The 22718-nt window shown below is 67.7% G+C and carries 19 protein-coding genes; all 19 read right to left on the bottom strand.

The features are described from left to right. Positions 1-26: 26 nt before the first annotated feature. A complete protein-coding gene (locus tag IM25_RS13390; protein ID WP_033098026.1) occupies positions 27-1058 on the bottom strand; it encodes an ABC transporter permease in 1032 nt (343 codons plus the stop codon). Further along, a complete protein-coding gene (locus IM25_RS13385; protein ID WP_033098027.1) occupies positions 1058-2596 on the bottom strand; it encodes a sugar ABC transporter ATP-binding protein in 1539 nt (512 codons plus the stop codon). The genes IM25_RS13390 and IM25_RS13385 overlap by 1 nt, the downstream gene beginning before the upstream one ends. After that, on the bottom strand, positions 2583-3761 hold the full coding sequence (locus IM25_RS13380; RefSeq protein ID WP_065996109.1) for a sugar ABC transporter substrate-binding protein: 1179 nt from the start codon (positions 3759-3761) through the stop codon (positions 2583-2585). The genes IM25_RS13385 and IM25_RS13380 overlap by 14 nt, the downstream gene beginning before the upstream one ends. Positions 3762-3892: 131 nt before the next feature. Beyond that, positions 3893-4543, bottom strand: coding sequence for an isochorismatase family protein (locus tag IM25_RS13375; RefSeq protein WP_033098029.1), 651 nt, complete (start codon positions 4541-4543; stop codon positions 3893-3895). Then, positions 4540-6027 carry an MFS transporter gene (locus IM25_RS13370; RefSeq protein WP_065996526.1) on the bottom strand — a complete coding sequence of 496 codons (1488 nt, stop codon included), beginning with the start codon at positions 6025-6027 and terminating at the stop codon, positions 4540-4542. Before IM25_RS13370 ends, IM25_RS13375 begins: the two co-directional genes overlap by 4 nt. Positions 6028-6035: 8 nt before the next feature. After that, positions 6036-7688 carry an amidase gene (locus IM25_RS13365; RefSeq protein ID WP_033098030.1) on the bottom strand — a complete coding sequence of 551 codons (1653 nt, stop codon included), beginning with the start codon at positions 7686-7688 and terminating at the stop codon, positions 6036-6038. Continuing rightward, positions 7685-8653 carry a carbon-nitrogen hydrolase family protein gene (locus IM25_RS13360; protein WP_065996108.1) on the bottom strand — a complete coding sequence of 323 codons (969 nt, stop codon included), beginning with the start codon at positions 8651-8653 and terminating at the stop codon, positions 7685-7687. Before IM25_RS13360 ends, IM25_RS13365 begins: the two co-directional genes overlap by 4 nt. A 72-nt stretch (positions 8654-8725) precedes the next feature. Beyond that, complete coding sequence (gene rutA, locus IM25_RS13355) at positions 8726-9811, bottom strand: pyrimidine utilization protein A (protein WP_033098032.1); 1086 nt, start codon at positions 9809-9811, stop codon at positions 8726-8728. 132 nt (positions 9812-9943) lie between these two features. Next, complete coding sequence (locus tag IM25_RS13350) at positions 9944-10993, bottom strand: LacI family DNA-binding transcriptional regulator (RefSeq protein WP_033098033.1); 1050 nt, start codon at positions 10991-10993, stop codon at positions 9944-9946. A 150-nt stretch (positions 10994-11143) separates the two neighbouring features. Beyond that, positions 11144-11944: an ABC transporter ATP-binding protein gene (locus IM25_RS13345; protein ID WP_033098034.1), complete on the bottom strand. Its 801-nt coding sequence runs from the start codon at positions 11942-11944 to the stop codon at positions 11144-11146. Next, positions 11941-12993: a FecCD family ABC transporter permease gene (locus IM25_RS13340; protein ID WP_033098035.1), complete on the bottom strand. Its 1053-nt coding sequence runs from the start codon at positions 12991-12993 to the stop codon at positions 11941-11943. The genes IM25_RS13345 and IM25_RS13340 overlap by 4 nt, the downstream gene beginning before the upstream one ends. Next, entirely contained in the window at positions 12990-14009 is a 1020-nt protein-coding gene (locus tag IM25_RS13335) for a FecCD family ABC transporter permease (RefSeq protein WP_052040117.1), read from the bottom strand. Before IM25_RS13335 ends, IM25_RS13340 begins: the two co-directional genes overlap by 4 nt. Before the next feature lie 20 nt (positions 14010-14029). Further along, complete coding sequence (locus tag IM25_RS13330; protein WP_033098037.1) at positions 14030-15067, bottom strand: iron-siderophore ABC transporter substrate-binding protein; 1038 nt, start codon at positions 15065-15067, stop codon at positions 14030-14032. A 141-nt stretch (positions 15068-15208) separates the two neighbouring features. Next, the gene (locus IM25_RS13325) at positions 15209-15994 is read right to left on the bottom strand and encodes an AraC family transcriptional regulator (protein ID WP_033098038.1); all 786 of its coding nucleotides are present in this window, start codon (positions 15992-15994) and stop codon (positions 15209-15211) included. A 60-nt stretch (positions 15995-16054) separates the two neighbouring features. Beyond that, entirely contained in the window at positions 16055-18604 is a 2550-nt protein-coding gene (locus IM25_RS13320; RefSeq protein WP_065996107.1) for a phosphoenolpyruvate synthase, read from the bottom strand. A gap of 115 nt (positions 18605-18719) precedes the next feature. Beyond that, the gene (locus IM25_RS13315) at positions 18720-19775 is read right to left on the bottom strand and encodes an AAA family ATPase (protein WP_033098040.1); all 1056 of its coding nucleotides are present in this window, start codon (positions 19773-19775) and stop codon (positions 18720-18722) included. Continuing rightward, entirely contained in the window at positions 19775-20404 is a 630-nt protein-coding gene (gene pnuC, locus IM25_RS13310) for a nicotinamide riboside transporter PnuC (RefSeq protein ID WP_006552830.1), read from the bottom strand. Before pnuC ends, IM25_RS13315 begins: the two co-directional genes overlap by 1 nt. A 121-nt stretch (positions 20405-20525) precedes the next feature. Then, positions 20526-21404, bottom strand: coding sequence for a sulfurtransferase (locus IM25_RS13305; RefSeq protein ID WP_033098041.1), 879 nt, complete (start codon positions 21402-21404; stop codon positions 20526-20528). 82 nt (positions 21405-21486) lie between these two features. After that, positions 21487-22707 (bottom strand): MFS transporter, encoded by a 1221-nt coding sequence (locus IM25_RS13300; protein ID WP_033098042.1) that lies wholly within the window; start codon positions 22705-22707, stop codon positions 21487-21489. Positions 22708-22718: the final 11 nt, after the last annotated feature.

Raw genomic sequence — 22718 nt, 5'->3', positions numbered from 1 at the left:
ACGATGCAGCCCGATTCCGCCGTTCGTCATCGTGTGGAGCGTGACGCCGTGCGGCGCCGCACCGCGCCGGACAGCGCGACCGCGACCACCAGTGCGCCGCCGTAGAACAACTGCTGGACGAAACTGGCGACACCGAGCATCTGCAGGCCGACCACCCCGGCGACGAGGAAGTACACCGCGACCAGCGTGCCGAACGCGTTGAAGCGGCCGGGGACGATCGCGGTGGCACCGAGGAAGGCCGCCGCGAAGGCCGGCAGCATGAACGACTGGCCGGAGGACGGGTCGGCGCCACCGAGCATGCCGGCGTAGACGATGCCGGCCAGAGCCGCGACGAGCGCGGAGGTGACGAGTGCGCCGCCGCGGATGCGGTCGACGTGCAGGCCGCTGAGCCGTGCCACCTGGGCGCCGCGCCCGACGAAGAGCAGGCGGCGTCCGATCGGGGTGTACTGGAAGACCACCGCCATGATCAGCACCAGGGCGAGGGCGTAGTAGAACTGCAGCGACACCCCGAAGATACGGGTGCCGATGGTAGCGTCGACGAGCGCGGAGTCGACGCCGGTGACCGAGGTCGAGTCGGAGATCCACTGCACCACACCGAGGACGACGGTTCCGCTGCCGAGGGTCGCGATGAACGAATCGATCTGCAATCGCACGACCAGCAGTGCGTTGATCAGGCCGACGACGAGGCACGCGAGCACGGGGACGGCGATGGCCGACAGCAGCGACCAGCCGTGTTGCACGTTCAGTACCGCGATCGTCATGGCTGCCAGCGACATCGTCGACACGGCCGACAGGTCGAACTCGCCCGCGGTGAGCGGAACGATGAGCCCCAGGGCCAGGACGAGCAGGACGGCCTGGGAGCCGAGGATGTTCTGCAGGTTGTTGGCGGTCGGGTAGGTCTCGGGTCGCAGGGCACTGAACACGACGATGACGGCGATCAGTGCCAGGACGAGCGCGTACTTCTCGAACAGCGGACCGAGAGAGCGACGGGGGCGCGCGGGATCCGGTTCGGTAGATGCGGTTTTCGCGGTGGTGCTCTTGTCGATGGTGACGGACATCAGGCGATCACTTCCTGTCGGGTCAGACCGAGAACACTGTCCGAGATGTGATGCTTGGAGAGGTTGTCGCCGGTGAGTTCGGCGCCGACGTGCCCGTGGGAGAAGACGAGGACACGGTCGCACAGGACCGACAACTGCTCGTAGTCGGAGCTGGCGACGACGATGCCCGCTCCCCCACGCGCGGTCTCCCGCAACATCTCGAAGATGCGGGCGCGGGCACCGATGTCCACACCCTGGGTGGGTTCGGCGAGGAGCACCAGTACCGGGTCGGTCTGGAGCCACTTGCCGAGCAGAGCCTTCTGCTGGTTGCCGCCGGACAGCGACCCGTAGACGGCCTGCGGGTCCCGTGGCCGGACGTCGCAGTGCTCGGCGAGCGCGGTCGCGATGTCCTTCAGCGCTCGCGGTTTGACGAAGCCTGTACCGAGCACGGGCAGGGTGACGTTCTCGGCGACGGTCAGTTCGGGTGCGCTGCCTTCGACCTTGCGGTCCGGCGGCACGTAGACGACCTTGCGGGCCAGCGCGTCGATCGGTGTCATCGCGGGCAGTTCCACGCTGTCGTCGCCGACCGTCAGCCGCCCGCCACGAGCCTGCCGCGCCCCGTACAGGGCGGGCAGCACGTCGTCGTAGCCCGAACCGGCGATGCCGGTGAGTCCGACGACCTCCCCGGGCCGGACGTCGAACCCGACGCCGTCGACGGTGGTGGTCTCGAGGTCCTCGATCCGGGCGAGGGCCGGAACGTCCTCGAAGTAGCGGACGGGCCCGGCGACACGCGGGTCGGCGGAGTCGAGACTGCGTCCGACGATGAGGTCGATGAGCGAGGTCGCGGTGAGGTCGCGGGTGCGGTGCGTGCCCTGCGACACCCCGTCGCGCAGCACGGTGACGCGGTCGGTGTGGTCGAGCACCTCGTCGAGATCGTGGGAGACGAACAGGACGGCGGCTTTCTTGTCGGCGACGATCTCGCGGACGACGGCGAACAGCAGGTCGGTGCCCTCGCGGGGTAGGAAGACCGTGGGCTCGTCGAGCACGAGCAGGGTGCGGCGCTCCCCCAGTTCCTCGGTCGCCCGCAGGATCGCGAGGAGGGCGCGTTCGGTCTCGTTCAGGCTCGACACCGGTGCCTCGGGGTCGATGTGGAGTCCGAAGCGCTCGAACAGTGTTCGGGCGGTGCGCTTCTCGCGACGCCACGAGATCCACGGCCTCGATGCGGCCACGACCGGTCCGACGCGGAGGTTCTCGACCACCGACAGATCGGGCACGAGGGCGAGGTCCTGGTGGACGAAGCTGATGCCGAGGTCGCGGAATCCGCCGGCCGGGACCGGCAGTGTCACGTCCCTGCCGCGCACCTGCAGCGCGGCACCGGGATCGGGGGCATGGAAGCCGGCGAGGACCTTGATGAGCGTGGACTTGCCGGAACCGTTCTCCCCCAGCAGACCGTGCACCTCACCGGCGTGGATCGTCAGGCCGACCTTCTTCAGCACCGTGTGCTCACCGAAGGTCTTGGACAGACCGACGATGTTGACGATGGGATCAGGACTGCTCACTGGGCCCCCACAGTGCTTCGTAACCGGTGACGTAGGCCGTGCCATAGCCCTTGTCGGGCTGCGGCGGGGTGCCGGTCTCGTCGATGTTCTCGGCAGTGATGAGCTTGAGCGGGGTTTCCTGCGCACCGTTGGGGACTGGGTCGTAGCCGAGCAGGAGTCGACCGGCCTGGTCCATCGTCGCCCATGCGAGCCACGGGATGGATTCACCGACGTTCATGGTGACGATGCCGTCGTCCTGCTGGATCTTCAGGACTGCGGGGGTGCCGTTGACCGAGGAGATCTCGACCTGGCCGGTCTTGCCCGCGGCATTGATGCCCGACTGGGCGTAGAGCGACATCGAGTCGTAGATGGGCAGGATGAAGTTGATGTTCGGGTCGGCGGAGAGCGCGGATTGCACCTCGGACTGGATCTTGGTGGCCCACTCCGTGACCGGGACGTTGACGATCTTGTAGGTGCACTTGGGGCAGTACTGTGCGATCTCGTCTTCCATCGCAGCGACCTCGGCCTTGGCCGGCGGAACCTCGTTGGAGGTGATGATGAGCGCGTTGCCCTCGCCTTCGGTGCGGTCGATCATCCAGTCGACGGTGAGCCGGTTGGCCTCGGAGAGCGGGGCGTCGGTGGTGGCGTCGATCAGTCCTTCGAGGTCGGTCGGCACCGGCTCGCCGCGCAGGATGGGATGGGTGAGCAGAACGGGAATCCCCGCAGCATCGGCTTTTTCGAGCGCCGGCTTGATGAGGGATGCGTCGACACCCTGCGACAGGATGATGAGATCGACCTTCTGGTTCACGGCCTGTTCGACACCGGTCGCCCACTGGGCGGGCTGGCCCTGGTTCGTGTACTCGATCCAGGTGGCGCCGTAGCGTTCGGCGACCTTCTTCGATTCCTCGTCGACGGCGACGTTGTACGGGTTCTCGCTGTTGGTGGGGATCGCGAAGATCGTCTTGCCGGCGATGTCCTTCATCGGGAACGGCTCGGCCTCGAGCGTGAACTCCGGGTCCGCCTCGTACAGGGCGAGCTGGGCGCGGGCGTACTCGATTCCGGCGGTGACGTCGGCGTCGGACACGTCGCCGCCACCCGAGCCGACGCTGCTGCACGCGGCGAGACCGAAGACGGCCGAGAAGGCGAGCGCGGCGATCGCGGCGCGGCCGGGAAGGGAATGACGCATGGATTCTCCTGGGGGATGAGGAGTGTGCCGAAGAAGAAGCGGCCGCGTCGTTGCGGGACCGACTGGGAAGGCGATGACTTCGAATGTATCCGCATCGTGTTGCGTGCGCCGACATCCTTGGTTCGATCGTGTTAATTGCGTGCGGAAATCGTCTCCAGGTACTCCTGTGCCCGGCCGAGCGGCCACACCTCTGCCATCTTCTGCTGCATGTCGAACAGGTTCGACGAATGGATCGCCGGATCACGATCTCCCACAGCATCTTCCACGACGATCGGAACGAAGCCGTGCTGCATCGCATCCAGTGTCGTCGCGCGGACGCACCCGCTGGTGGACAACCCCGCGATGAGCACGGTGTCCACGCCGAGCGACGTGAGGTGCGAATTGAGAGTGGTCCCGAAGAACGCGCTCGGATACTTCTTCGTCACCAGCATTTCCGCGCACGTCGGTTCGAGACCCTCGATCAACTCCCCGTACGGACTGCCTTCGCAGAACGCGACGAGGGTGCCCGACTTCTTGAAGAACACCCCGGCGTCGGCACCGTCGGCGCGCAGGCGAACCTCGGTGATCACCACCGGGATTCCGGCCTCGCGCGCGGAAGTGAGCAGGGTGCGCATCGCCTCGACGTTCTCCTCCACCCCTGCATACAGCGGGGAGTCGGGATCGATGTAGGCACGGGCGGGATCGACGACGACCAGCGCAGGACGGGTTCCGGGCTGGAGCTCCTGCCCGAAACCGGCGCGGGCGTAGTCGGCGGCCTGTTCTGCACGATCGACGATGGTCATGCGGACTCCTTCAGTGGGGTGACGGATTCGAGGGTGTGGACGGTCGCGGCCGGATTCCGGCGCGGAAAGGCGAGACACACGCCGACACCGAGCAGGGCGACGACGGCGAGCGCGATGCCGACCGCTCGCACGTTGTCGACGAACCGCGCCACCTCCGCACTGCCGAGCGTGCCGAGAGCCCCGCCGTAGGCAGCCTGGCGGGCAGCGGCGCTGAGGCCGGCAGTAGCGAAGACGAGCGCCAGCGCGGTGCTGAGCAGGTAGCCGACGTTCTGCAGGGTCGAGCGCAGCCCGTTGGCGATGCCACGGCGGTCCGCGGGGGCGGTGAGCATCAATGCGCTGGTGCTCGGTGTCATGAACAGTCCGGTGCCGCAACCGAGTACGAACAGGAAAGGCGCGGTCGCCCCGAGCGGGCCGCCGTCCGGCGACAACAACAGTGCCACTCCGAGCAGACCGACGGCGTTGAGTCCCATGCCGGTCGCGGTGAGCGTGCGAGGACTGAAACGCAGCATCAGGGATCCCGCTGCTGCCGCGGCGACGACGGTGCCGATCGCGACCGGCATCACCAGCGCACCCGCGGCGACCGCGGAAATTCCGCTCACCGCCTGCCCGTACAGCGACACGAGCAGCGTGACGGCGTAGGTGGCGATCGCATTGACGAGCACCGCGGCGAGAACGAGCGCGATACCTCGGTCGCGGAACAACGACAGGTCGACGAGCGGATGGGTCCGTCTGATCTGCACCGCGACGAATGCCCCGGCGAGGACGAGGCTCGCCGTGCCGCACGTCCAGGGCAACCAGGGCATCGAACCGACGCCCGGGGTGAGAGCCAGGACGACCGCGGCGAGCAGCGCAGTGGACAGGACCGCGCCGGAGACATCGAAGGGCTCCCGGGTCACCGCCCTGGAGGGACTGCGCGGAATCACCGCGATCGACGCGGCGATCGCGAGCAACCCCACGGGCAGCACCACGACGAACAACCCACGCCACCCGAAGACCGCGGTGGCGGCACCGCCGATCACCGGTCCCACCACCTGCGCGACGGCCGCGACCGTCGCGTTCCAGCCCAGCGCCCGACCGAGGGTCCGCGGCGGGAAGGTGTCGGTGAGCAGCGCCGTGTTGTTCGTGACGATGGCAGCCGCCCCGGCTCCCTGGAGCACGCGAGCCGCGACGAGCCAACCCGCCGAGGGCGCCAGCATGCACAGTCCCGTCGCGACGGTGAAGGTGATCAGTCCTGCGAGGTAGAGCGGTCGTCGTCCGATGATGTCGGCGAGCCGGCCGAACACCAGGATCAGGGCGGTCGTGACGAGCATGTAGCCGAGCAGGATCCACGTCGACTGGGCGCCGGAGGCATCGAGTTCGCGTGCGACCGTGGGCAGTGCGACGGTCAACCCGCTCAGGCTGAGGAACACCGCGACGCCCCCGATGCTCGTCGCCGAAAATCCCCGCCACGGATGCGGATGACGCTGCGGGGCCAGGCTATCCATCGGCACGGCTATCCATCGGCACGGCGGTCGTGGACATCGGTGACGGACTGCAGCACCTGCGCCAGGCGCAAGCACGTGTCGTCCGCCCACGGCCGTCCCACCAATTGCACACCGACCGGCATCCCGTCGGAGAAACCCGCGGGCGCCATGACGGCGGGCAGGCCGAGATAGTCGAACAGCCCCGTGTTGCGGCCGACGATCGACTGCATCGGGTACCGCACGCCGTCGATCTCCATCGTCACGTCCGACAATCGCGCCGCCGTGGCGCCGATACCCGGCGTGACGAGCACATCGATACCCGCGGTGTCGAAAGCGCGGATCGCGTCCTGCTGGGCGAGCGTGCGCCGGCGCACCGACCGCAGATAGTCCACCGCCGAGGGCACGAGTCCGCGCGCGATCCGCACCTGCGTGCCGACGTCGTACAGGGCGAACTTCTCGAGGGCGCTCTCCTGATTGGAGGCGAGCTCGCAGGTCATGACGATCGTGACGTCGTCGTGGAGCTGGTGGGCCTCCGGGATGTCGACGGACACGATCTCCGCGCCGAGGGTGCGGAAGGTGTCCACGACGGTCTCCCAGGCGGCGAGCACGCCGGCGTCGCACAGCTCGGTGAACCAGGTCGTAGGGACACCGAGGCGAACACCGGCCAGGGACGGTGCCGCGGCGGTTCCCGCGGCGACGAGTCCGTCCTGCACCTGCTGTGCTGTCTCGTCCGGTACGGCAGCCGGGTCGTAACCGTCCGGCCCGGCGAGCACCTCGAGGGCGAGCCGCAGGTCGGCCGCGGAACGTGCCATGGGACCGATGTGGTCGAGGGTCCACGACAGCGACGCGACGCCGGTGCGCGGCACGAGACCGTAGGTGGGCTTGATTCCGGTGAGATTGCACAGGGCGCTGGGCACCCGGATGGATCCACCGGTGTCGGTGCCGAGGGCGAGCGGGACGAGTCGCTCGGCGAGGGCGCCGGCCGAACCGGTCGACGATCCTCCCGTCCATCGGTTCCGGTCCCACGGATTGGTCACGGCACCGTAGCGTGCGTTGTGCGGTGCACCGCAGGCGAACTCGGTGGTGGCGGTCATGAGCACGGGGATGGCTCCGGCCGCGCGGAGGCGGGCTACGACGGTCGCGTCGGTCGCCGCGATGCGGTCGCCGGTGGTGCGTGAGCCCGCGGTGACGGGCGCCCCGGCCACGTCGATGATGTCCTTGACGGCGAAGAAGACGCCCTCGAGCGGGCGTGCGGTGCCGGTGCTCCACCGTCGGTCCGAGTCCGCGGCCGCGCCGTCGGCACCGTCGATCACGGCGAGGACGGCCCCACCGGACAGTTCCGGGTCGCTCCATCGGGCCCGCAGCGCGGTGAGAACGTCGGTGGGGGTGGTCGCGCCGGACCGGTAGGCGGCGAGCAGGTCGAGGACGCCGAGTTCGTGTACGGGCGTGTCGGTACGGACGGCGTGGGCGGGTGCCTCGATCGGCGAGGCCGGGACGGGACTTGCCGCCAGCAACGCGGTGGAATGCGCCGGCTCGCAGGCCGGACCGTCCGGCACCGAGGCCAGGGGCGTGCGTCGCCCTGCCGCGAGAAGCGGCTCCATGTCGGCGCGAGCCTGCGGGAGCAGGTCGTCGACGGTCGTGGCCGATGCGGCGGTGAGGTCGGGATAGTCGGTGGTGGTCATCGGAGCACCTCCGTCGTCGCGGAGGCCGGCCGAGGCAGCGGGGCCGGCCGCACCGTGCCGGTGGTGAGGTCGGCGAGCAGGCGCAGCACGTCCGGGCGCCGGTCACGCATCAGCGGGAAGGCGGCGCGTTGCGTGGGGACCGCGTCGAGATCGAGGGTGAACCGCAACGTCTCCCCCGCACGATGGGCCGGGGCCTGGGCGACGATCGCACCGTTGGGGGCGATCACGCACGACAGGCCGAAGTAGTCGACCGTGACCCCGTTGAGGGTCTCCGGGCCGGCGCGGTTGGCCGCGACGATCCACATCTGAGATTCGAGGGCGCGGGTCTGCAGTTCGGCGAGGAAGAGGTCCTCGCGGGTGCCGAGCGACGAGACGATCGCGAGCATCACCTCGGCGCCGAGTGCACGGGCGACCGCCCAGTTCTCGGGGAACGTGCGGTCGTAGCAGATGACGCAACCGAAGCGGGTGCCGAAGGCGTCGACGGTCGCGGGCGCCTGCCCGGGCGCGAAGTGATACTTCTCGTCGATGTCGACGTCGCCGACCTTGCTCGCCGGCAGCGACAGTTTCCGGTAGGCGGGCAGTGTTCCGCCGTCGGGGGTGCGCCAGCTCAGGATCTCGCCGGTGGCGTCGATCATGACGACGGAGTTGTGGGTGACGTCGTGGGCGGTACGTTCGAAGACACCGAAGGCGATGGCGCATCCGAGTTCTCGCGCGAGTGCGCCGAACAGGTCGGTGGCGTCGCCGGGGATGGTCTCGGCCCAGGACGTGCGGTCGACCTCGTGGCTGGGGCAGAAGTAGGGGGGGGTGATCAATTCGGGTAGAACCACCAGGTCGGGGGTGGTGCCGTCGCCGCCGGGTGCAGCTGCCGCGCGCACGAGGGCGGCGAGTCCGGCAAGGTTGCCGAGGAGGTCCTCGGTCAGTTCGCCGGCCTGAACGATGGCGACGTCGAGGGTGCGCGAAGTCAAGAGGAACCTCCTGGAAATGGGAGGACGGGTGGGAGCGCGGCTCGACGCTCGCGCTCCCACCCGTCGTTCGTGTCAGGCTGCGGCGGCCTGGATGGTGTTGCGGCTCTTCATCAGAGGCTGGATACGGGTGCCGAAGTTCTCGATGCCCTCGACGAAATCGTCGAAGGTGAGCATGACGCCCTTGATACCTTCGAGCTCCGCGACCTCGTCGAGCATCCTCGCCACCGTCTCATAGGAACCGACGAGAGTACCCATGTTGAAGTTCACCGCACCCTCGGGCAACGAGATCGTCTTCGCCGTGGACGAATCGTCGGCGGTGGCGTCGGCGGCGGACTGATCTGCCATGTACCCGAGCGCGGCGAGGTCGGCGTTGTCGTGGTAGTCCTGCCACTTCGCCTGCGCCGCTTCGTCCGTCTCGTCGGCGATGATCATGAACAGGGTCAGCGCACCGACGTCCCGGCCGGTCTCACCAGCCGCCTCGACGAGGGTCGCCACCGAATCCGAGATCGCCGTCGGAGTGTTGATCCCGGTACCCATGATGAAGTTGAAGTCGGCCATCTCGGAGGCGAACTTCATGCCACTCTTGGACTGTCCCGCCGCGACGATCGGTACCCCGCCTCCGGTAGGGCTCGGCGACAGGACGCACTCGTCCATCGTGTAGTGCTCGCCCTTGAAGTTGCTGACGCCGTCGGCCCACAGCTGCTTCATCACCGTCACGTACTCGGTGGCCTGCGCGTAGCGGTAGCCGAAGTACTCGTCGCCGGGCCACGAACCCATCTGCGTGTATTCGTTGGGCGCCCAACCGGTCACGATGTTGACACCGAACCGGCCGGGAGCGATCGAGTCGATCGTCGACGCCATCCGGGCGACCATCGCCGGCGGCAGGGTGAGGATCGGAGTGGAGGCGAACAGCTTGATCTTCTCGGTGACGGCCGCGAGACCCGCCATGAGCGTGAAGGATTCGAGGTTGTGGTCCCAGAACTCGGTCTCGCCACCGAAACCCTTGAGCTTGATCATCGACAGGGCGAAATCGAGGCCGTGCTTCTCGGCCTTCTGCACGATCGTCATGTTGAGTTCGAACGACGGCATGTACTGCGGGGCGCTCTTGGAGATGAGCCAGCCGTTGTTGCCGATGGGGATGAAGACGCCGATTTCCATGTCACTCACTCCTGAGGGGCGGGGAGATTCGAGGAAGCGATCCGGCGGCACTGCCTGGCTCGCTGTGACTTCGAATGTATTCAGGAGTTGTTGCCGGATGTGTGTCGACGGGTAACGGGATTGTTGCCCGCGTTAACGATCGGCGACGGACTGCGCAAAGGGCACCGAACAGGGTGCCGCACTCCCCCGCGGCACCCACTCGACGTCGAAGTTCCGATGCACCGGCCGTCCCTCGTCCCCGTCGATCCGCGCCAGCAGCAGCTCCGCCGCGGCCACCGCCATGTCCTCGAGCGGCTGGCGCACGGTCGTCAGATCGAAGATCGACCAGCTCGACTGCTGCAGGTCGTTGTATCCCACCACCGAGACCTCACCGGGCACATCCAGATCGAGCCGCTTGGCCGCGTCGAGAGTGCCGTAGGCGATGTAGTCGGTCGCGCAGAACACCGCCGTGGGACGATCCGGCCCGGTCAGCAGCATCAACCCACCGGCGAGACCCGTGGCCGCATCGACGGCACCGCGATGGACGCACCCCTCGTCGATCGGTATCCCGCGCTCCTCGAGCCGGTCGCGGAAGCCCTTCTCACGCAATCGGATGCTGGGGTTCTCCAGAGGACCGGAGATCAGGGCGATGCGGGTGTGTCCCATGTCGACCAGATGGTCGGCGACAAGCCTGCCACCACCGATGTTGTCGGAGGTGACCCGATCCACCCGGTGCGCATACCGACCGTCGACGTCGCGATTGAGGATGACGAGGGGAATCTTCCAGTCGATGATCTCCGACACCATCGGTGAATCGAGGCGCGAGGAGATGAACACGACGCCGTCCACCAGCCCCCCGCGCAACGCGAGGATGTCCTTATCCAGAGATCCCTCGGTGCGGTCGCTCATGAGCAGGACCCGGTAGTCGTTGCGGGCGAAGCAATCCTGCAGAGTGTTGACCAGCGTCGGGTACGACGGATTGTGCAGGTCGCCGCTGACGATCCCGATGGTCGACGACTTCCGGGTGATCAGGCTCCGGGCCGTGACGTGCGGGACATACCCCATCTCCTTCGCGAGAGCCCGGATGCGCAGGCGGGTCTTCTCCACGACGCGCGGGTCGTCGCGCAGGGCGCGCGAGACCGTCGATTGCGACACCCCCGCGCGGCGGGCGACGTCGTAACTGGTGACCGACCTGTTCCCCATTCCCGGATTGTAGGGACACGAGACAGGGAGAGCAGAGTTCGCGCGGAGAACAGGGCGAACCTCCGGCCTCTCCCGCGCATTCGCTACGACTTCTGCTATCCGCTGCAGAAATTTCCGTAGCGGATGACCATTCCTGTAGCGGATGGACGATCACATGATGTGGTGCCGACCCACCGGCAGCACCAGCGGCTTGCCGGAGACCGGATCGGAGATCACGCGACTGTCCAGACCGAAGACCGCCTTCACGGTCTCCCCGGTGAGCACCTCGGAGGGATCCCCCGACGCATAGATGCTGCCGTCGGCCATCGCGACGAGGTGGTCGGCGTAGCGCGCGGCGAGGTTGAGGTCGTGCAGCACCATCACGATGGTCGTCCCGCGGTCGCGGTTGAGGTCGGTGAGCAGGTCGAGCACCTCCACCTGGTGGCTGACGTCGAGGAAGGTGGTGGGTTCGTCGAGTAGCAGCAGGTCGGTCTGCTGCGCGAGCACCATCGCGATCCACACGCGCTGCCGCTGACCGCCCGACAGTTCGTCCACGGAACGCTCGGCGAGTTCGGTGGTGTGGGTGGCGGCGAGCGCATCGGCCACTGCCGCGTCGTCCTCCCGGCTCCAGCGCGAGAGCACCCGCTGGTGCGGATGCCGGCCGCGGCCCACCAGATCGGCGACGACGATGCCCTCGGGGGCGATCGGCGACTGCGGCAGCAGCCCGAGCGTGCGGGCGAGCTTCTTGGCGGGCAAGCGGTGGACGTCCTTGCCGTCGAGCAGGACGTGGCCGCCGCGCGGCGACAACAGTCGCGACATCGACCGCAGCAGCGTCGATTTCCCGCACGCGTTGGCGCCGACGATGCACGTGATCCGCCCCGGCGGCACCTGCAGGTCGAGGTTCTCGACGACGGTGCGGTTGCCGTAGCCGAGTTCGAGGTTCTCGGCGATCAGGGCGTGCGTTGCGGTCACAGCGAGCCTCCCGCGCGGTTGGAGCGAATGATGAGGTAGACGAGATAGGGCGCGCCGAGCGCACCCGTCACCACCCCCACCGGGTAGCGCGTGCCGAAGGCGTATTGGCCGACGAAATCCGCGACCAGCACGAGCAGCGCCCCGACGAGTGCCGCCGGGACGAACAGCGACGTGCCCCGCCCCACGATCCGCGCGGCGATCGGGCCGGACAGGAAGGCGACGAATGCGATGGGTCCGGCCGCGGCGGTCGCGAACGCGATGAGTCCGACCGCGGAGACGATCGCGAACACGCGTGTGCGTTCGACCCGCACGCCGAGTGCCTGCGCGGCATCGTCGCCGAGCTGGACCATCGACAGGTTGCGTGTCTGCACGAGCAGCACGGGCCCGAGCACCAGGAGGGCGGCGACGACGGGCACCGTCGCACCCCACGTCGCACCGTTGAGGCTGCCGGTGAGCCAGCGCATCGTCTCCTGCAGATCCCAGGTCGCCGCGGTGCTCAGCAGGTAGGAGGTGACGCTGTCGAGCATGGCGGCGATACCGATGCCGATGAGGATCAGGCGTGTGCCCGCCACCCCGCCGCGATAGGACAGGCCGTAGATCAGGAGAGCCACGGCGAGACCGGCGATGATCGCGACGACCGACACCCCGGTGCCACCGAGTCCGAGCACGATGATGGCGAAGGCCGCCGCGGCACCGGCCCCGGAGCTGATGCCGATGATGTCGGGGCTCGCGAGCGGGTTGCGCAGCATCGTCTGGAAGGTGATGCCACCGAGGCCGAAGCAGATTCCGGCGACCACCGCGAGGACCGCGCGGGGAAGTCTCAGGCGGCCGACGGTGAAGTTCGCGCCGGCCACGTCCTGTCCGAGGACGACGCGCAGCACGTCCGCGGGCGGATAGAACGTCTTGCCGAACATCAGATTCGCGGCGAAGGCTGCGGCCACGAGAGTCGTGAGCACGGCGATGACGAGGTGTCGACGCCGTCCGCGCCGCACTCTGCTCGCGGCGAGTTCGTCGATGTCGGGTTCGGTGGTCTCGAGTGTGATTGTCACAGTTCGCGCAGCTTCTGCCGTCGGACGATGTATACGAAGAAGGGCGCTCCGATGAGCGCGGTGATGATGCCGACGTCGATCTCGGCGGGTCGCGCCACGATGCGGCCCACGACGTCGGCGGCGGTCAGCAGTCCCGCTCCCACGAGAGCGGAGAAGGGCAGCAGCCATCGGTTGTCGATGCCGATGAGCAACCGGCACAGGTGCGGCACGACGAGGCCGACGAATGCGATGGGACCGGCGATGGCGGTCGCCGCCCCGCACAACAGCACCGCACCGAGCGCGGCGGTGCCCCGGACGAGAGAGACACGCTCCCCGAGTCCGGCGGCCATGTCGTCACCGAGCGCGAGCGAATTGAGGCTGCGCGCCGACAGCAGGCAGATGGCGAAGCCGACGCCGAAGAACGGCAGCGCCTGGGAGATGGCGTCGTAGTTCGCTCCGCCCACACCGCCGATCTGCCACGACCGCACGCTGCCGGCGATGTCGCCGCGCGGCAGGATCACGGCGGTGACGAACGATGCGAGCGCCGCCGAGGTGGCGGCACCGGCGAGAGCGAGTTTGAGGGGTGTCGCTCCCCCGCGCCCGAGCGACCCGATCGTGTAGACGAACACCGCAGCAGCGGCGGCACCGATGATCGCGACCCAGATCATCGAGGTCTGCGTCCACAGTCCGAACCACGCCATGCCGATCACGACGGCGAGCGAGGCGCCCATGTTGACGCCGAGAATGCCCGGGTCCGCCAAGGGATTACGGGTCACCCCCTGCATCACGGCACCGGCGAGACCGAGCGCCGCGCCGACCAGCAGCGCGAGCACCGTGCGCGGGATGCGTTTGGCGATCGCGCCCTGACCGATGTTGTCAGTGGCGCCGCCGAGGGCCGCGACGATGTCGGCCCAGTCGACGTTGCGCGAACCGATCGTGATCGATGCGATCACCAACAGGACGAGCACACCGAGCAGAACGAGAAGCCAGACGGAATTGCCGATGGCCGAGCGCCCCTTCTCGGAGGCGCTCGGCATCGACTCGTCGTGTAGTGCGGTCACTCCGCGTTCGTCTTGGCAGCTGCGTCGGAGAGCAGCTGGACGTAGTCGGACAGAACCCAGGAGATCGCCAGCGGCGTCGGGTTCGCTGCGGTGCCGAGCGGGCCGGAGCCGTCGAGGAAGACGATCGAGCCGTTGCGGACGGCGGGCATCTGCGACAGCAGCGGGTCGGCCTCGAGCGCGTCGACGAGTTCCTGGTCGCCGTAGGTGACGATGATCTGCACGTCGTCGAAGACGTCGACCTGCTCGGCGCTGACCTTCTTGGAGAAGGCGTCGTCGGTGGAGGCGTCCGCGACGCTCTTCGGGGTGGCCAGTCCGAGGTCCTCGAAGAAGGCGGCGCGGGTGTCGTTGGCGGTGTAGAAGCTGACCTGGCTCAGGTCGGCGGTGTCGACGTGGGTGAGGAACATCGTCGCCTTGCCCTCGAGTTCGGGGTGGGCGGCGGCCGCGTCGGCGATCTCCTGTTCGAGGCTCGCGACGAGCTCCTCGCCCTCCTCGGCCATGCCCAGGCCGGCGCTGTTGAGCTCGATCATGTCGCGCCACGAGGTGGCCCAGGGAGCCTCCGGGTACGCGACGACGGGAGCGATCTCGCTGAGGGTCTCGTAGTCCTCCTGCGTCAGACCGGAGTAGGCGGCGAGGATGACGTCGGGGTTCGTGTCGGACACGGCCTCGAAGTCGATGCCGTCGGTCTCGTCGAACAGCACGGGGGTCTCGGCGCCGAGTTCCTCGAGACGTTCCTCGACCCACGGCAGCATGCCGTTGCCGTCGTCGTCACCGAAGTTGGCGGCCGCCATACCCACGGGTACGACGCCGAGCGCAAGCGGCACCTCGTGGTTGGCCCAGTTGACCGTGGCGACGCGTTCGGGTTTCTCGTCGAGGGTGACGGTGCCGAGCGCGTGCTCGATGGTGATCGGGTACTCGCCCGAACCGGCGGAGCCGGAGTCGGCGGTGTCCGAGGAGTCGGAGGATCCACAGGCGGTGAGACCGACGGCGACCGCGACGGATGCGGCGGCGATCGTCAGGAGGCGCTTCGAACGCATGGAGGCAGAACTCACTCTCGTACGGGGTGGGGACTCGGCCTTACCACTGGCGGCAGTTAGGCGAGGTTTGCCTAAACCGTAATGTTCGCCCGAATCCGACGCAATCGCTCGATCGGGACATCCCCTGTAGCGATCGGGACATCAGCCCACCCGGAACATTCCCGGTGTCGTGCCGGTGACCCTGCGGAAGGCCGCGCCGAACGCGCTCGCCGATCGGTAGCCCACCTGTTCGGCGACGTCGTCGACATCCGTGCCGTGGCCGAGCAGCATCACCGCTCGCTGCGCACGGACCGCCGCGACCCAGCGTCCGAGACTCAGGCCGGTCTCCGCCCGGAAGGTGCGGGTGATGGTGCGGGTGCTCACCCCGAGTTCGGCCGCCCAATCCGAGAGCGTCCGCGGATTGCTCGGGTCCTCGGCGATCGCCTCGACGATCGGTCGCACGACCGTCGACGACGGCACCTGCACCATCAGTTGGTGCTCGGCGGGGGTGAGCACGTCGAGCACCATGCGCTCGGTCAACGACCGCGACTCGTCGCCGAGACGATCGTCCGCCAGCCGGTCGAGCAGCAGTCGCAGCAGGGGTGCCATCTCCACCGCGACCGGACCGTCGGACAGCGAGGGAGCGGAGTCGATCCCGAAATGCGCGGTGCGGTACCAGGTTCCGGCGGGCATGACACCCCAGTGCAGCAGGCCCGCCGGAATCCACAGTCCCATCGTCGAGGTGATGGTCCATGTGCGCGACCCGATGGTCGCGCTGGACGCACCCCGGTCGTTCCACAGCAACTCGTGCGTCGGGTGCGAATGCGGCTCGAAGCGGGTCTCGCGGGAGACGAGTTCGTCCATGCCTGCGATGACGAACGGCACGTTGATCTCGCCGGCCTCGTAGACCGGCAACGTCCTGCTCTCCGCCGCCTCGACACTCTTCACTCGGCCTCCTCCGCTGCACGACGACGACAATCCTCACACGTCGCGCTGCCGAGGCGCCGGTCAGGACAGGATCTCGACGTACCCTTCCGTGCCGTGCACGCGGATGCGCTGTCCGTCGCGGATGATGCGGGTGGCGTCCTCCACGCCCACCACGGCCGGCAGCCCGTACTCGCGCGCGATCACCGCGCCGTGCGTCATCACGCCCCCGACCTCCGTCACCAGCGCGCTGACGGTGACGAACGCCGGGGTCCAGCTGGGGTCGGTGAACGCGGTGACCAGGATGTCGCCGGGTTCGAGCTCGGCCCGGTCCAGGTCGGTGACCACGCGGGCGCGGCCCTCCACGACACCGGTGGACACCGCGATACCGGGTAGCGCCCCGTCGGGCAGGCCGTCACGGCTGTACGCGCCGGTAAGCGTCTCACCTGTCGACAGCAGCACCCGAGGCGGCGTGAGCGTGGCGAACGATGCGAACTCCCGCTTCCGCTCCGTAACGAGGTCGCCGACCGGCCGCGGCGCGCGCACGACGTCCTCGAGTTCGTCGAACCGCAGGAAGAAGATGTCCTCCTCGTCGTCGATCACCCCGGCTCGGACGAGACGTTCCGCTTCCCGCAACAATGCCTGCTTGTAGACGAAGTAGCGGCCGATCATGCCGTACTTCGGATACTCCCGATATCCCGCGAACGCGCGGACCCGGTCGACGAGCCTCTCGATCTCCCGCTCCTTCTGCTCTCCGTCGGGCAGACCCCGCACACGTTCGAGGAGTTCGCGCTTCTTCTCCTCCGCCTGGCGGCGACCATCGTCGAAACGCTTTGTCGCGGCACCGGTTTCGAAGTTGTCGAGATTGCTCACGATCATCGGGACCAGTATCGTGGGGCGCTCACCCCATCTGGGCCGGGTGATGTCGATTCCCCCGACACACCGCCTGCCGTACTTGTCGAGGAAGTCCTCGAGTGCCGCTCGTACCTGCGGTCCGCCCTCACGCGCGCCGAGTTCGCCGAGGAAGCGTGCGTCGTCGAAGCCCTCCTCGTCGACTTGCCGCAGGAACGCCACGACGTCCGGGTACGGGCGTGCGGCATCGGCGACGTCGAGCAGCGCCAACCCCATCTCCGAAGTGACGTTGTAGGGCACCGAGCGCGAGACGACGTCCGCAACGTTCCTCTCCCCCAACCATTTCTGCCCCACCTCGTTGAGACGCTCGGCCGCTTGCATACCGGCGGCGAGCACCTCTCCGACCTGTTTACCGAACAACGACTCCTGCAGTTCGCGGATGTCGGCGCGGATGAAATCGAGCAGTGCCGAACCGGTTTCGTTCTCGATGCGACGCGCCGATTCGGCGATCGCGGCCTCGTTGCGCGCGACGAGTTCGGGCACGACGGCCGGGTCGATCTCGTCCGGAGCGGGTGGCAGGCCGACCCGCGAGGCGGCAGGGTCATCCGGGCGCGTCGGGACGAATCCTCGATCGAGCACGGTTCGCAGCGCGTCGCCGAAGAGCGGGTCGGACCTGCCGATCATGTCCACGATGCCCGGTCCCTGGGTGGGTGAGGCCAGCATGGGCGTGACGTCGACGAACAGCCGCCCACCCGCGTGTCGCATGGGCGCACGGCTGGTCAACTGCCACACGGAGATTCCCAACGGTTTCAGCGGATCGGTCATCATCTGCTGATGTCCGACGGACAGGTACACGTGATTGTCGTCGTCGCCGGCCTCCGGGACGGGGAACAGCGTGGTGATCGGTCGACTCTGCACGATGTGGAAGACGCCGTCCGCCAGGCACCATTCGATGTCCTGGGGTCGCCCGAAGTGCGCTTCGAGGCGCCTGCCCAACCCGACGAGTTCGACGAGGTGCGTGTCGCTCAGCACCGGTGTCTCCTGCCGTTGCGTCCGGTCCACGACCTCGTCGGCACGCACCGCGTACGCGTCGGCGTTCACCAAGCCCGACACCAGGTCGTCACCGAGTCCGGCGACCGCATCCACGCGGGACACCGTGCGGTCCGAAGTGACGGGATCGGCGGTGAACAGCACACCCGATGCCTGCGGGAACACCATCCTCTGCACGACCACGGCCATGTACACCTTCCGGTGGTCGAAACCGTTGTTCACCCGGTAGGCGACGGCACGCTCGGTGAACAACGAGGCCCAGCACCTGCTCACGTGCCGGAGAACGTCCTCGACACCCCGGATGTCCAGGTAGCTGTCCTGTTGCCCGGCGAACGACACCGTCGGCAGATCCTCGGCGGTCGCGGACGAGCGCACCGCGACGGGCACGTCCTCCCCGAGTTCGCGGACCCGCGCGGCGATCTCCTCCGCGATGTCACCGGGGATCGTGCACTCTTCGATCGCCGTACGGATCTGCGTGCTCAGCGCTGCGATGTCGTCGGGTTCGGCCTTCGCGAGTCGCTCGAGCAGGTCATCGATACGCGGTAGCTCGGAGAGCACCGTTCGATAGGCGTCCGTCGTCACGCAGAACCCGTCGGGCACGTCGACGTCGGCGGCGGACGTATTGCCGCGGAGCGGCACGAGGCGCCACAACTTCCCCAGGCTCGCTCCCTTGCCACCCACGATCGACACCGCCGTGCGGTCGATCTCCCGAAAATTCTGTATGTAACCCATTCCAGCTCCCCACCTGCGAATTCAATGCTGTGTGGGCGAGTATGAACCCACTTTTCGATCCTCATGAGGGCCGAGGATCCGGTATAACGTGAGAAGGGGAAGACGAATTTCGACGCTACAGCGGCGCGCCGAACTGCGAGCCCAGCCGCAATGCCTGGTCCGCCACCCGTTCCGCCAGGTCGACCCGCTCCTCGAGACTGCCGGTGAGCATCACCCACGAGCGTCCCGTGGCAGTGAGCGCGTCGACGAACCACTCCGTCATCTGCGCGCGGATGTGTTCGCCGTCCCGGATGCCGTCCTGCACGAACGGAACACCGTTGTGGTCGGTGAGCAAGTACAGCGCTCGCCGGTGGCGGACACCGCGCCACGCCCGTTCACTGCTGCCGAGATAGCGTCGCTCCCACACGGTGGTCGCGAACGCGTCGGTGTCGCAGACGAGCAGCGGAGACCCTTCCCGTGCTGCCTGTTCCTCGAGTCGCGTCTGTTCGACGGCGATGTTCTCGAAATCGTCGCCGGTCCAGATGATGTCGCTCACTTCTCCGGTGCGGAGCTTGTCGTAGGTGACCTGTCGTCCGTATTCCGGCACCCAGCCGGTTCGTTCCCACACACCACCGCGATTTCGGAATCGACGCACCAACTCTCGGCTCACGGTGGTGGTGCCCGTGGATTCGGAGCCGAGGACGACGATGCGGGTCGTGAGGCCGGCACGGGCCGGTGCGTCGAGATCGTCCCAGCGCCCGGCGAGATCATTACGGCAGGCTGTGCCGGAGCCGGGATGCGCGACACGCAGCGGGTCGACGCACACGTGCGTGGCCGAGAAGCGTCGCGCGAGCTCGTCGCCGTACCTCTCGCTGGAGACCACCGCATCGACCGGAACATCGGTGACGGTGCGCGCGGCTGCTTTCATACAGGCGACCTGCGCGGCCCATACGGTGTCCGATTCCAGGTCCATCGGTGCGTCGCACGGAATTCCCGTCACGGTGACCGTCGTGTCGACGGCGTGTGATTCGCGCATCCACGACACGCGGTCACCCAACGGAATCGTCTCTGCTACAGAGGACATGACGACGACGGTGACGCGTTCGGCGATTTCCGCAGCGCGCCGGACGAGGTGATGGTGACCGACGTGAGGTGGATAGAACTTCCCGATGACGAGTGCGTGCCGATACATCACTGCACCTCCACCAGTTGCCGCTCGACCGCCATGGAGCGTCGCCAGGCAACCAGGCCCCGAATGCACAGGAGCAGGAAACCTGCGTACAGCAACGCCGTGAGCGTCAGTCCCTTGTGCAGGTAGAGCGGGATGTAGATCAGGTCGACGACGATCCACAGCAGCCACGACTCCCACCGCTTCTTCGCCTGCCCCCACGTCGCGAGCAACGACAGCACGGTGGTGGTCGCGTCCCAGAACGCGACGGTCGAGTTCGTCGCGACCTCCAGCAACGCTGTCAGCCCGATCACCGCAGCGACACCGACGACCGCGAGCACGCTCCACTCGGTCGTGTTCGTGCCCGTCACCGGCAGGGCATCCCCGTCCCTGCCCCGCGCCCAGTTGCTCCAACCCCACACGGCGAGCACGATGTACACGACCTGCAGTCCGGAATCGGCGTAGAGTCCGGCGGTCGCGAAGAGCAGGATCCACACGAGGTTGTTGGCGATCCCGATCGGCCAGTTGAGGATCGACTGCCGTCCCACCAGATACACGCACCACGCGCCGCTGACGAAGCCGAACACTTCGGCCCAGGTGGTGGGCGTACCGAGTGCGGTGAATGCCGTCGAGTTCAGAAATGCGATCATCATCGCCGCCTTTCGCTTGTGGCAGCGATTAGATCATGTTTGCTCTAACTGATGCAACGGTGAAATCGACTTCGGTGTTCTCGACGGCGCTATACGACGTCGAGAACACCGAAGTTTCGGAGGATCAGCGGGGGTCGGGGCCCTCCACGAGCGGCAGGGATTCGTCGGCGGTCCACGCGTTGAGCGAACCGTCGTACACCGCAACGTCCGACCGACCTGCAGCTGCGAGCGCGTGCGCGAGTCCGGAGGCCGCGATGCCGCCGCCACAGTAGGTCACCGGCTTGACGTCCGGATTCAGGGCACCCGCCTTGTCGAAGATCTCGCGCAGTTCCGCCGCCGGCTTCAAGCGTCCGGTCGACGGGTCGACGAGGTCGCCGAAGGGGATGTTGATGCTGCCGGGGATGTGTCCGCGCCGCGGGTAGGACGGGCTCTCGCCGCGGTAGGTCGCAGGATCCAGGGCGTTGATGATCAGCGTGTTCGGGTCGTCGAGCGACGCCGCGATCTCCTCGGTCGACCGCACGAGCTCGGGCCGATGCTGCGAGGTGAAGGTCGCGCCGTGCGGGACCACCTGCTCGTCGGAGACCGGATAGCCGGCAGCCTTCCAGGCGGGCAGTCCGCCGTCGAGCACGGCGGCGTCGTCGAAACCTTCGAGCCGCAGCTGCCACCACAGTCGCGCGGCCCAGATGCCGTTCTTCTGGTCGTACAGCACCACACGGCGTCCCTCACCGATGCCGACCGCACCGGCGGCGGTGGCGAACCGTTCCGACGACGCCGCGGTGAACGGTTGCGGCGCTTCGTGATCGGAGAAGTCCGTGAACAGGTCGGCGTAGACCGCGCCGGGAATGTGCTCTTCCAGGTAGGTCGCCAACCCGGGTTCGATGTGCACGGACCCGTCCGGCGGCGTGCTCAGGTGCACGGTGGCGTCGACGATGACGAGGTCCTCGTCCCCCAACTGCTCGTACAGCCACTCCGCGGAGACGGTGTTCGGCTTCGTGTCGCTCATCGAGGTCCTCCTCTGCTCTCGGAATCTCCTTCCAGTAGAGCAGCCATACGACTTGGGTGGGTTCGTCCCCGCTGAGCGGTGTCTAACCCACCGAGATCGGGCGGGTGTTCCAGCTGTCCTCGACCACCCGCGGCTTGCAGGCCTGATAGGCGCCGGCCACCAGTACCGCGACGGCGACCGTCATGAAGGCGAACGAGGCCGCCCAGCCCGAGGTGAGGTCGTGGAAGACACCGAACAGCAGCGGGCCCAGGCACGCCACGGTGTAGCCGACACCCTGGGTGAATCCCGACAGGGCTGCGGATCCGGCGTGGCTGCGGGAGCGCAGATTGATGAGGGTCAGGGCCATCGGGAACGTGCTCGGCCCGAGTCCGAGCAGCACGATCCACAGGATCGGTGCACTCATCGGCGCGATCCACAGGCCTGCGAAGGCGACGAGGAAGCACGACGCGCACGCCACGACCACGGGGAACGGATTCGTCATCCGCGCGCACAGCGACGGAGCGCCGAATGCGGAGACCAGTCCGAGCAGGGCGAACAGCCCCACCATCGCGCCTCCGAAAGCGGGGCTGGCACCGGCGTCGGCGAGGATGTCCGGGATCCACGTGAACATCGAATAGGTGACGAGCGACGTCATGCCGAACATGCCGACCATCCCCCAACCCACCGGCGACCGCCAGACCCTGCCGTCGACGTTCCGGTCGACGGGAGCCACTTCCCCGGCATCGGCATTCCGATGACGCCGCAGCACCCACACCCACGGAACGGCCGCAGCGAATCCGACGAGCGCCCACACTCCGAGCGAGACGCGCCAGCCGAAGGCGTCGGCGAGAGGAACCGCGACGAAGGCGGGCACGATGGTGCTCAGCTGCACGCCGACGATGTACACCGAGCTGACGAGTGCCAGCGTGTCGGAGAAGTAGCGCTTGACCAGAGGAGGGATGACGACGTTGCCGATGCCCATCCCACCGAGCGCGAGCCCCGACAGGAGCAGCAGCGACCAGGTGTCGGTCATGAGCGCGCGGGTCGCCATGCCCACGCCGGCCATGAGCATGGCGATCAGCGCGGTGCGTTCGAGTCCCCATCGTCGGCCGAGCGCCGGGGTGGCGAGGCCGAAGGCCGCGAACATCGCGGTCGGGATCATGCCGAAGACACCGACGACCGTGGACGAGAAGCCGATCTCCTCACTGATCTGCGCGGCGAGCGGGCTGAACGAGGTGACCGCAACTCTCAGCACGAGGGCCGACATCGCGATCGCACAGAACACCAGCAGCCGGCCACGCAGAAGACTCACACCGGAAATCATAGGATGATGGG

This window comes from Rhodococcus sp. p52, assembly GCF_000763325.2.
GTDB classification, from domain to species: Bacteria; Actinomycetota; Actinomycetes; order Mycobacteriales; family Mycobacteriaceae; genus Rhodococcus; species Rhodococcus pyridinivorans.
The sequence above is the reverse complement of the archived record's forward strand: the minus strand, read 5'-3'. Positions and strand labels throughout refer to the sequence as shown.

Coding starts and splice junctions, on each gene's coding strand:
- IM25_RS13390 (WP_033098026.1), bottom strand. CDS start 1,058: ATGTCCGTCACCATCGACAAGAGCACCACCGCGAAAACCGCATCTACC.
- IM25_RS13380 (WP_065996109.1), bottom strand. CDS start 3,761: ATGCGTCATTCCCTTCCCGGCCGCGCCGCGATCGCCGCGCTCGCCTTC.
- IM25_RS13375 (WP_033098029.1), bottom strand. CDS start 4,543: ATGACCATCGTCGATCGTGCAGAACAGGCCGCCGACTACGCCCGCGCC.
- IM25_RS13370 (WP_065996526.1), bottom strand. CDS start 6,027: ATGGATAGCCTGGCCCCGCAGCGTCATCCGCATCCGTGGCGGGGATTT.
- IM25_RS13365 (WP_033098030.1), bottom strand. CDS start 7,688: ATGACCACCACCGACTATCCCGACCTCACCGCCGCATCGGCCACGACC.
- rutA (WP_033098032.1), bottom strand. CDS start 9,811: ATGGAAATCGGCGTCTTCATCCCCATCGGCAACAACGGCTGGCTCATC.
- IM25_RS13350 (WP_033098033.1), bottom strand. CDS start 10,993: ATGGGGAACAGGTCGGTCACCAGTTACGACGTCGCCCGCCGCGCGGGG.
- IM25_RS13335 (WP_052040117.1), bottom strand. CDS start 14,009: ATGCCGAGCGCCTCCGAGAAGGGGCGCTCGGCCATCGGCAATTCCGTC.
- IM25_RS13330 (WP_033098037.1), bottom strand. CDS start 15,067: ATGCGTTCGAAGCGCCTCCTGACGATCGCCGCCGCATCCGTCGCGGTC.
- IM25_RS13320 (WP_065996107.1), bottom strand. CDS start 18,604: ATGGGTTACATACAGAATTTTCGGGAGATCGACCGCACGGCGGTGTCG.
- IM25_RS13315 (WP_033098040.1), bottom strand. CDS start 19,775: ATGTATCGGCACGCACTCGTCATCGGGAAGTTCTATCCACCTCACGTC.
- pnuC (WP_006552830.1), bottom strand. CDS start 20,404: ATGATGATCGCATTTCTGAACTCGACGGCATTCACCGCACTCGGTACG.
- IM25_RS13305 (WP_033098041.1), bottom strand. CDS start 21,404: ATGAGCGACACGAAGCCGAACACCGTCTCCGCGGAGTGGCTGTACGAG.
- IM25_RS13300 (WP_033098042.1), bottom strand. CDS start 22,707: ATGATTTCCGGTGTGAGTCTTCTGCGTGGCCGGCTGCTGGTGTTCTGT.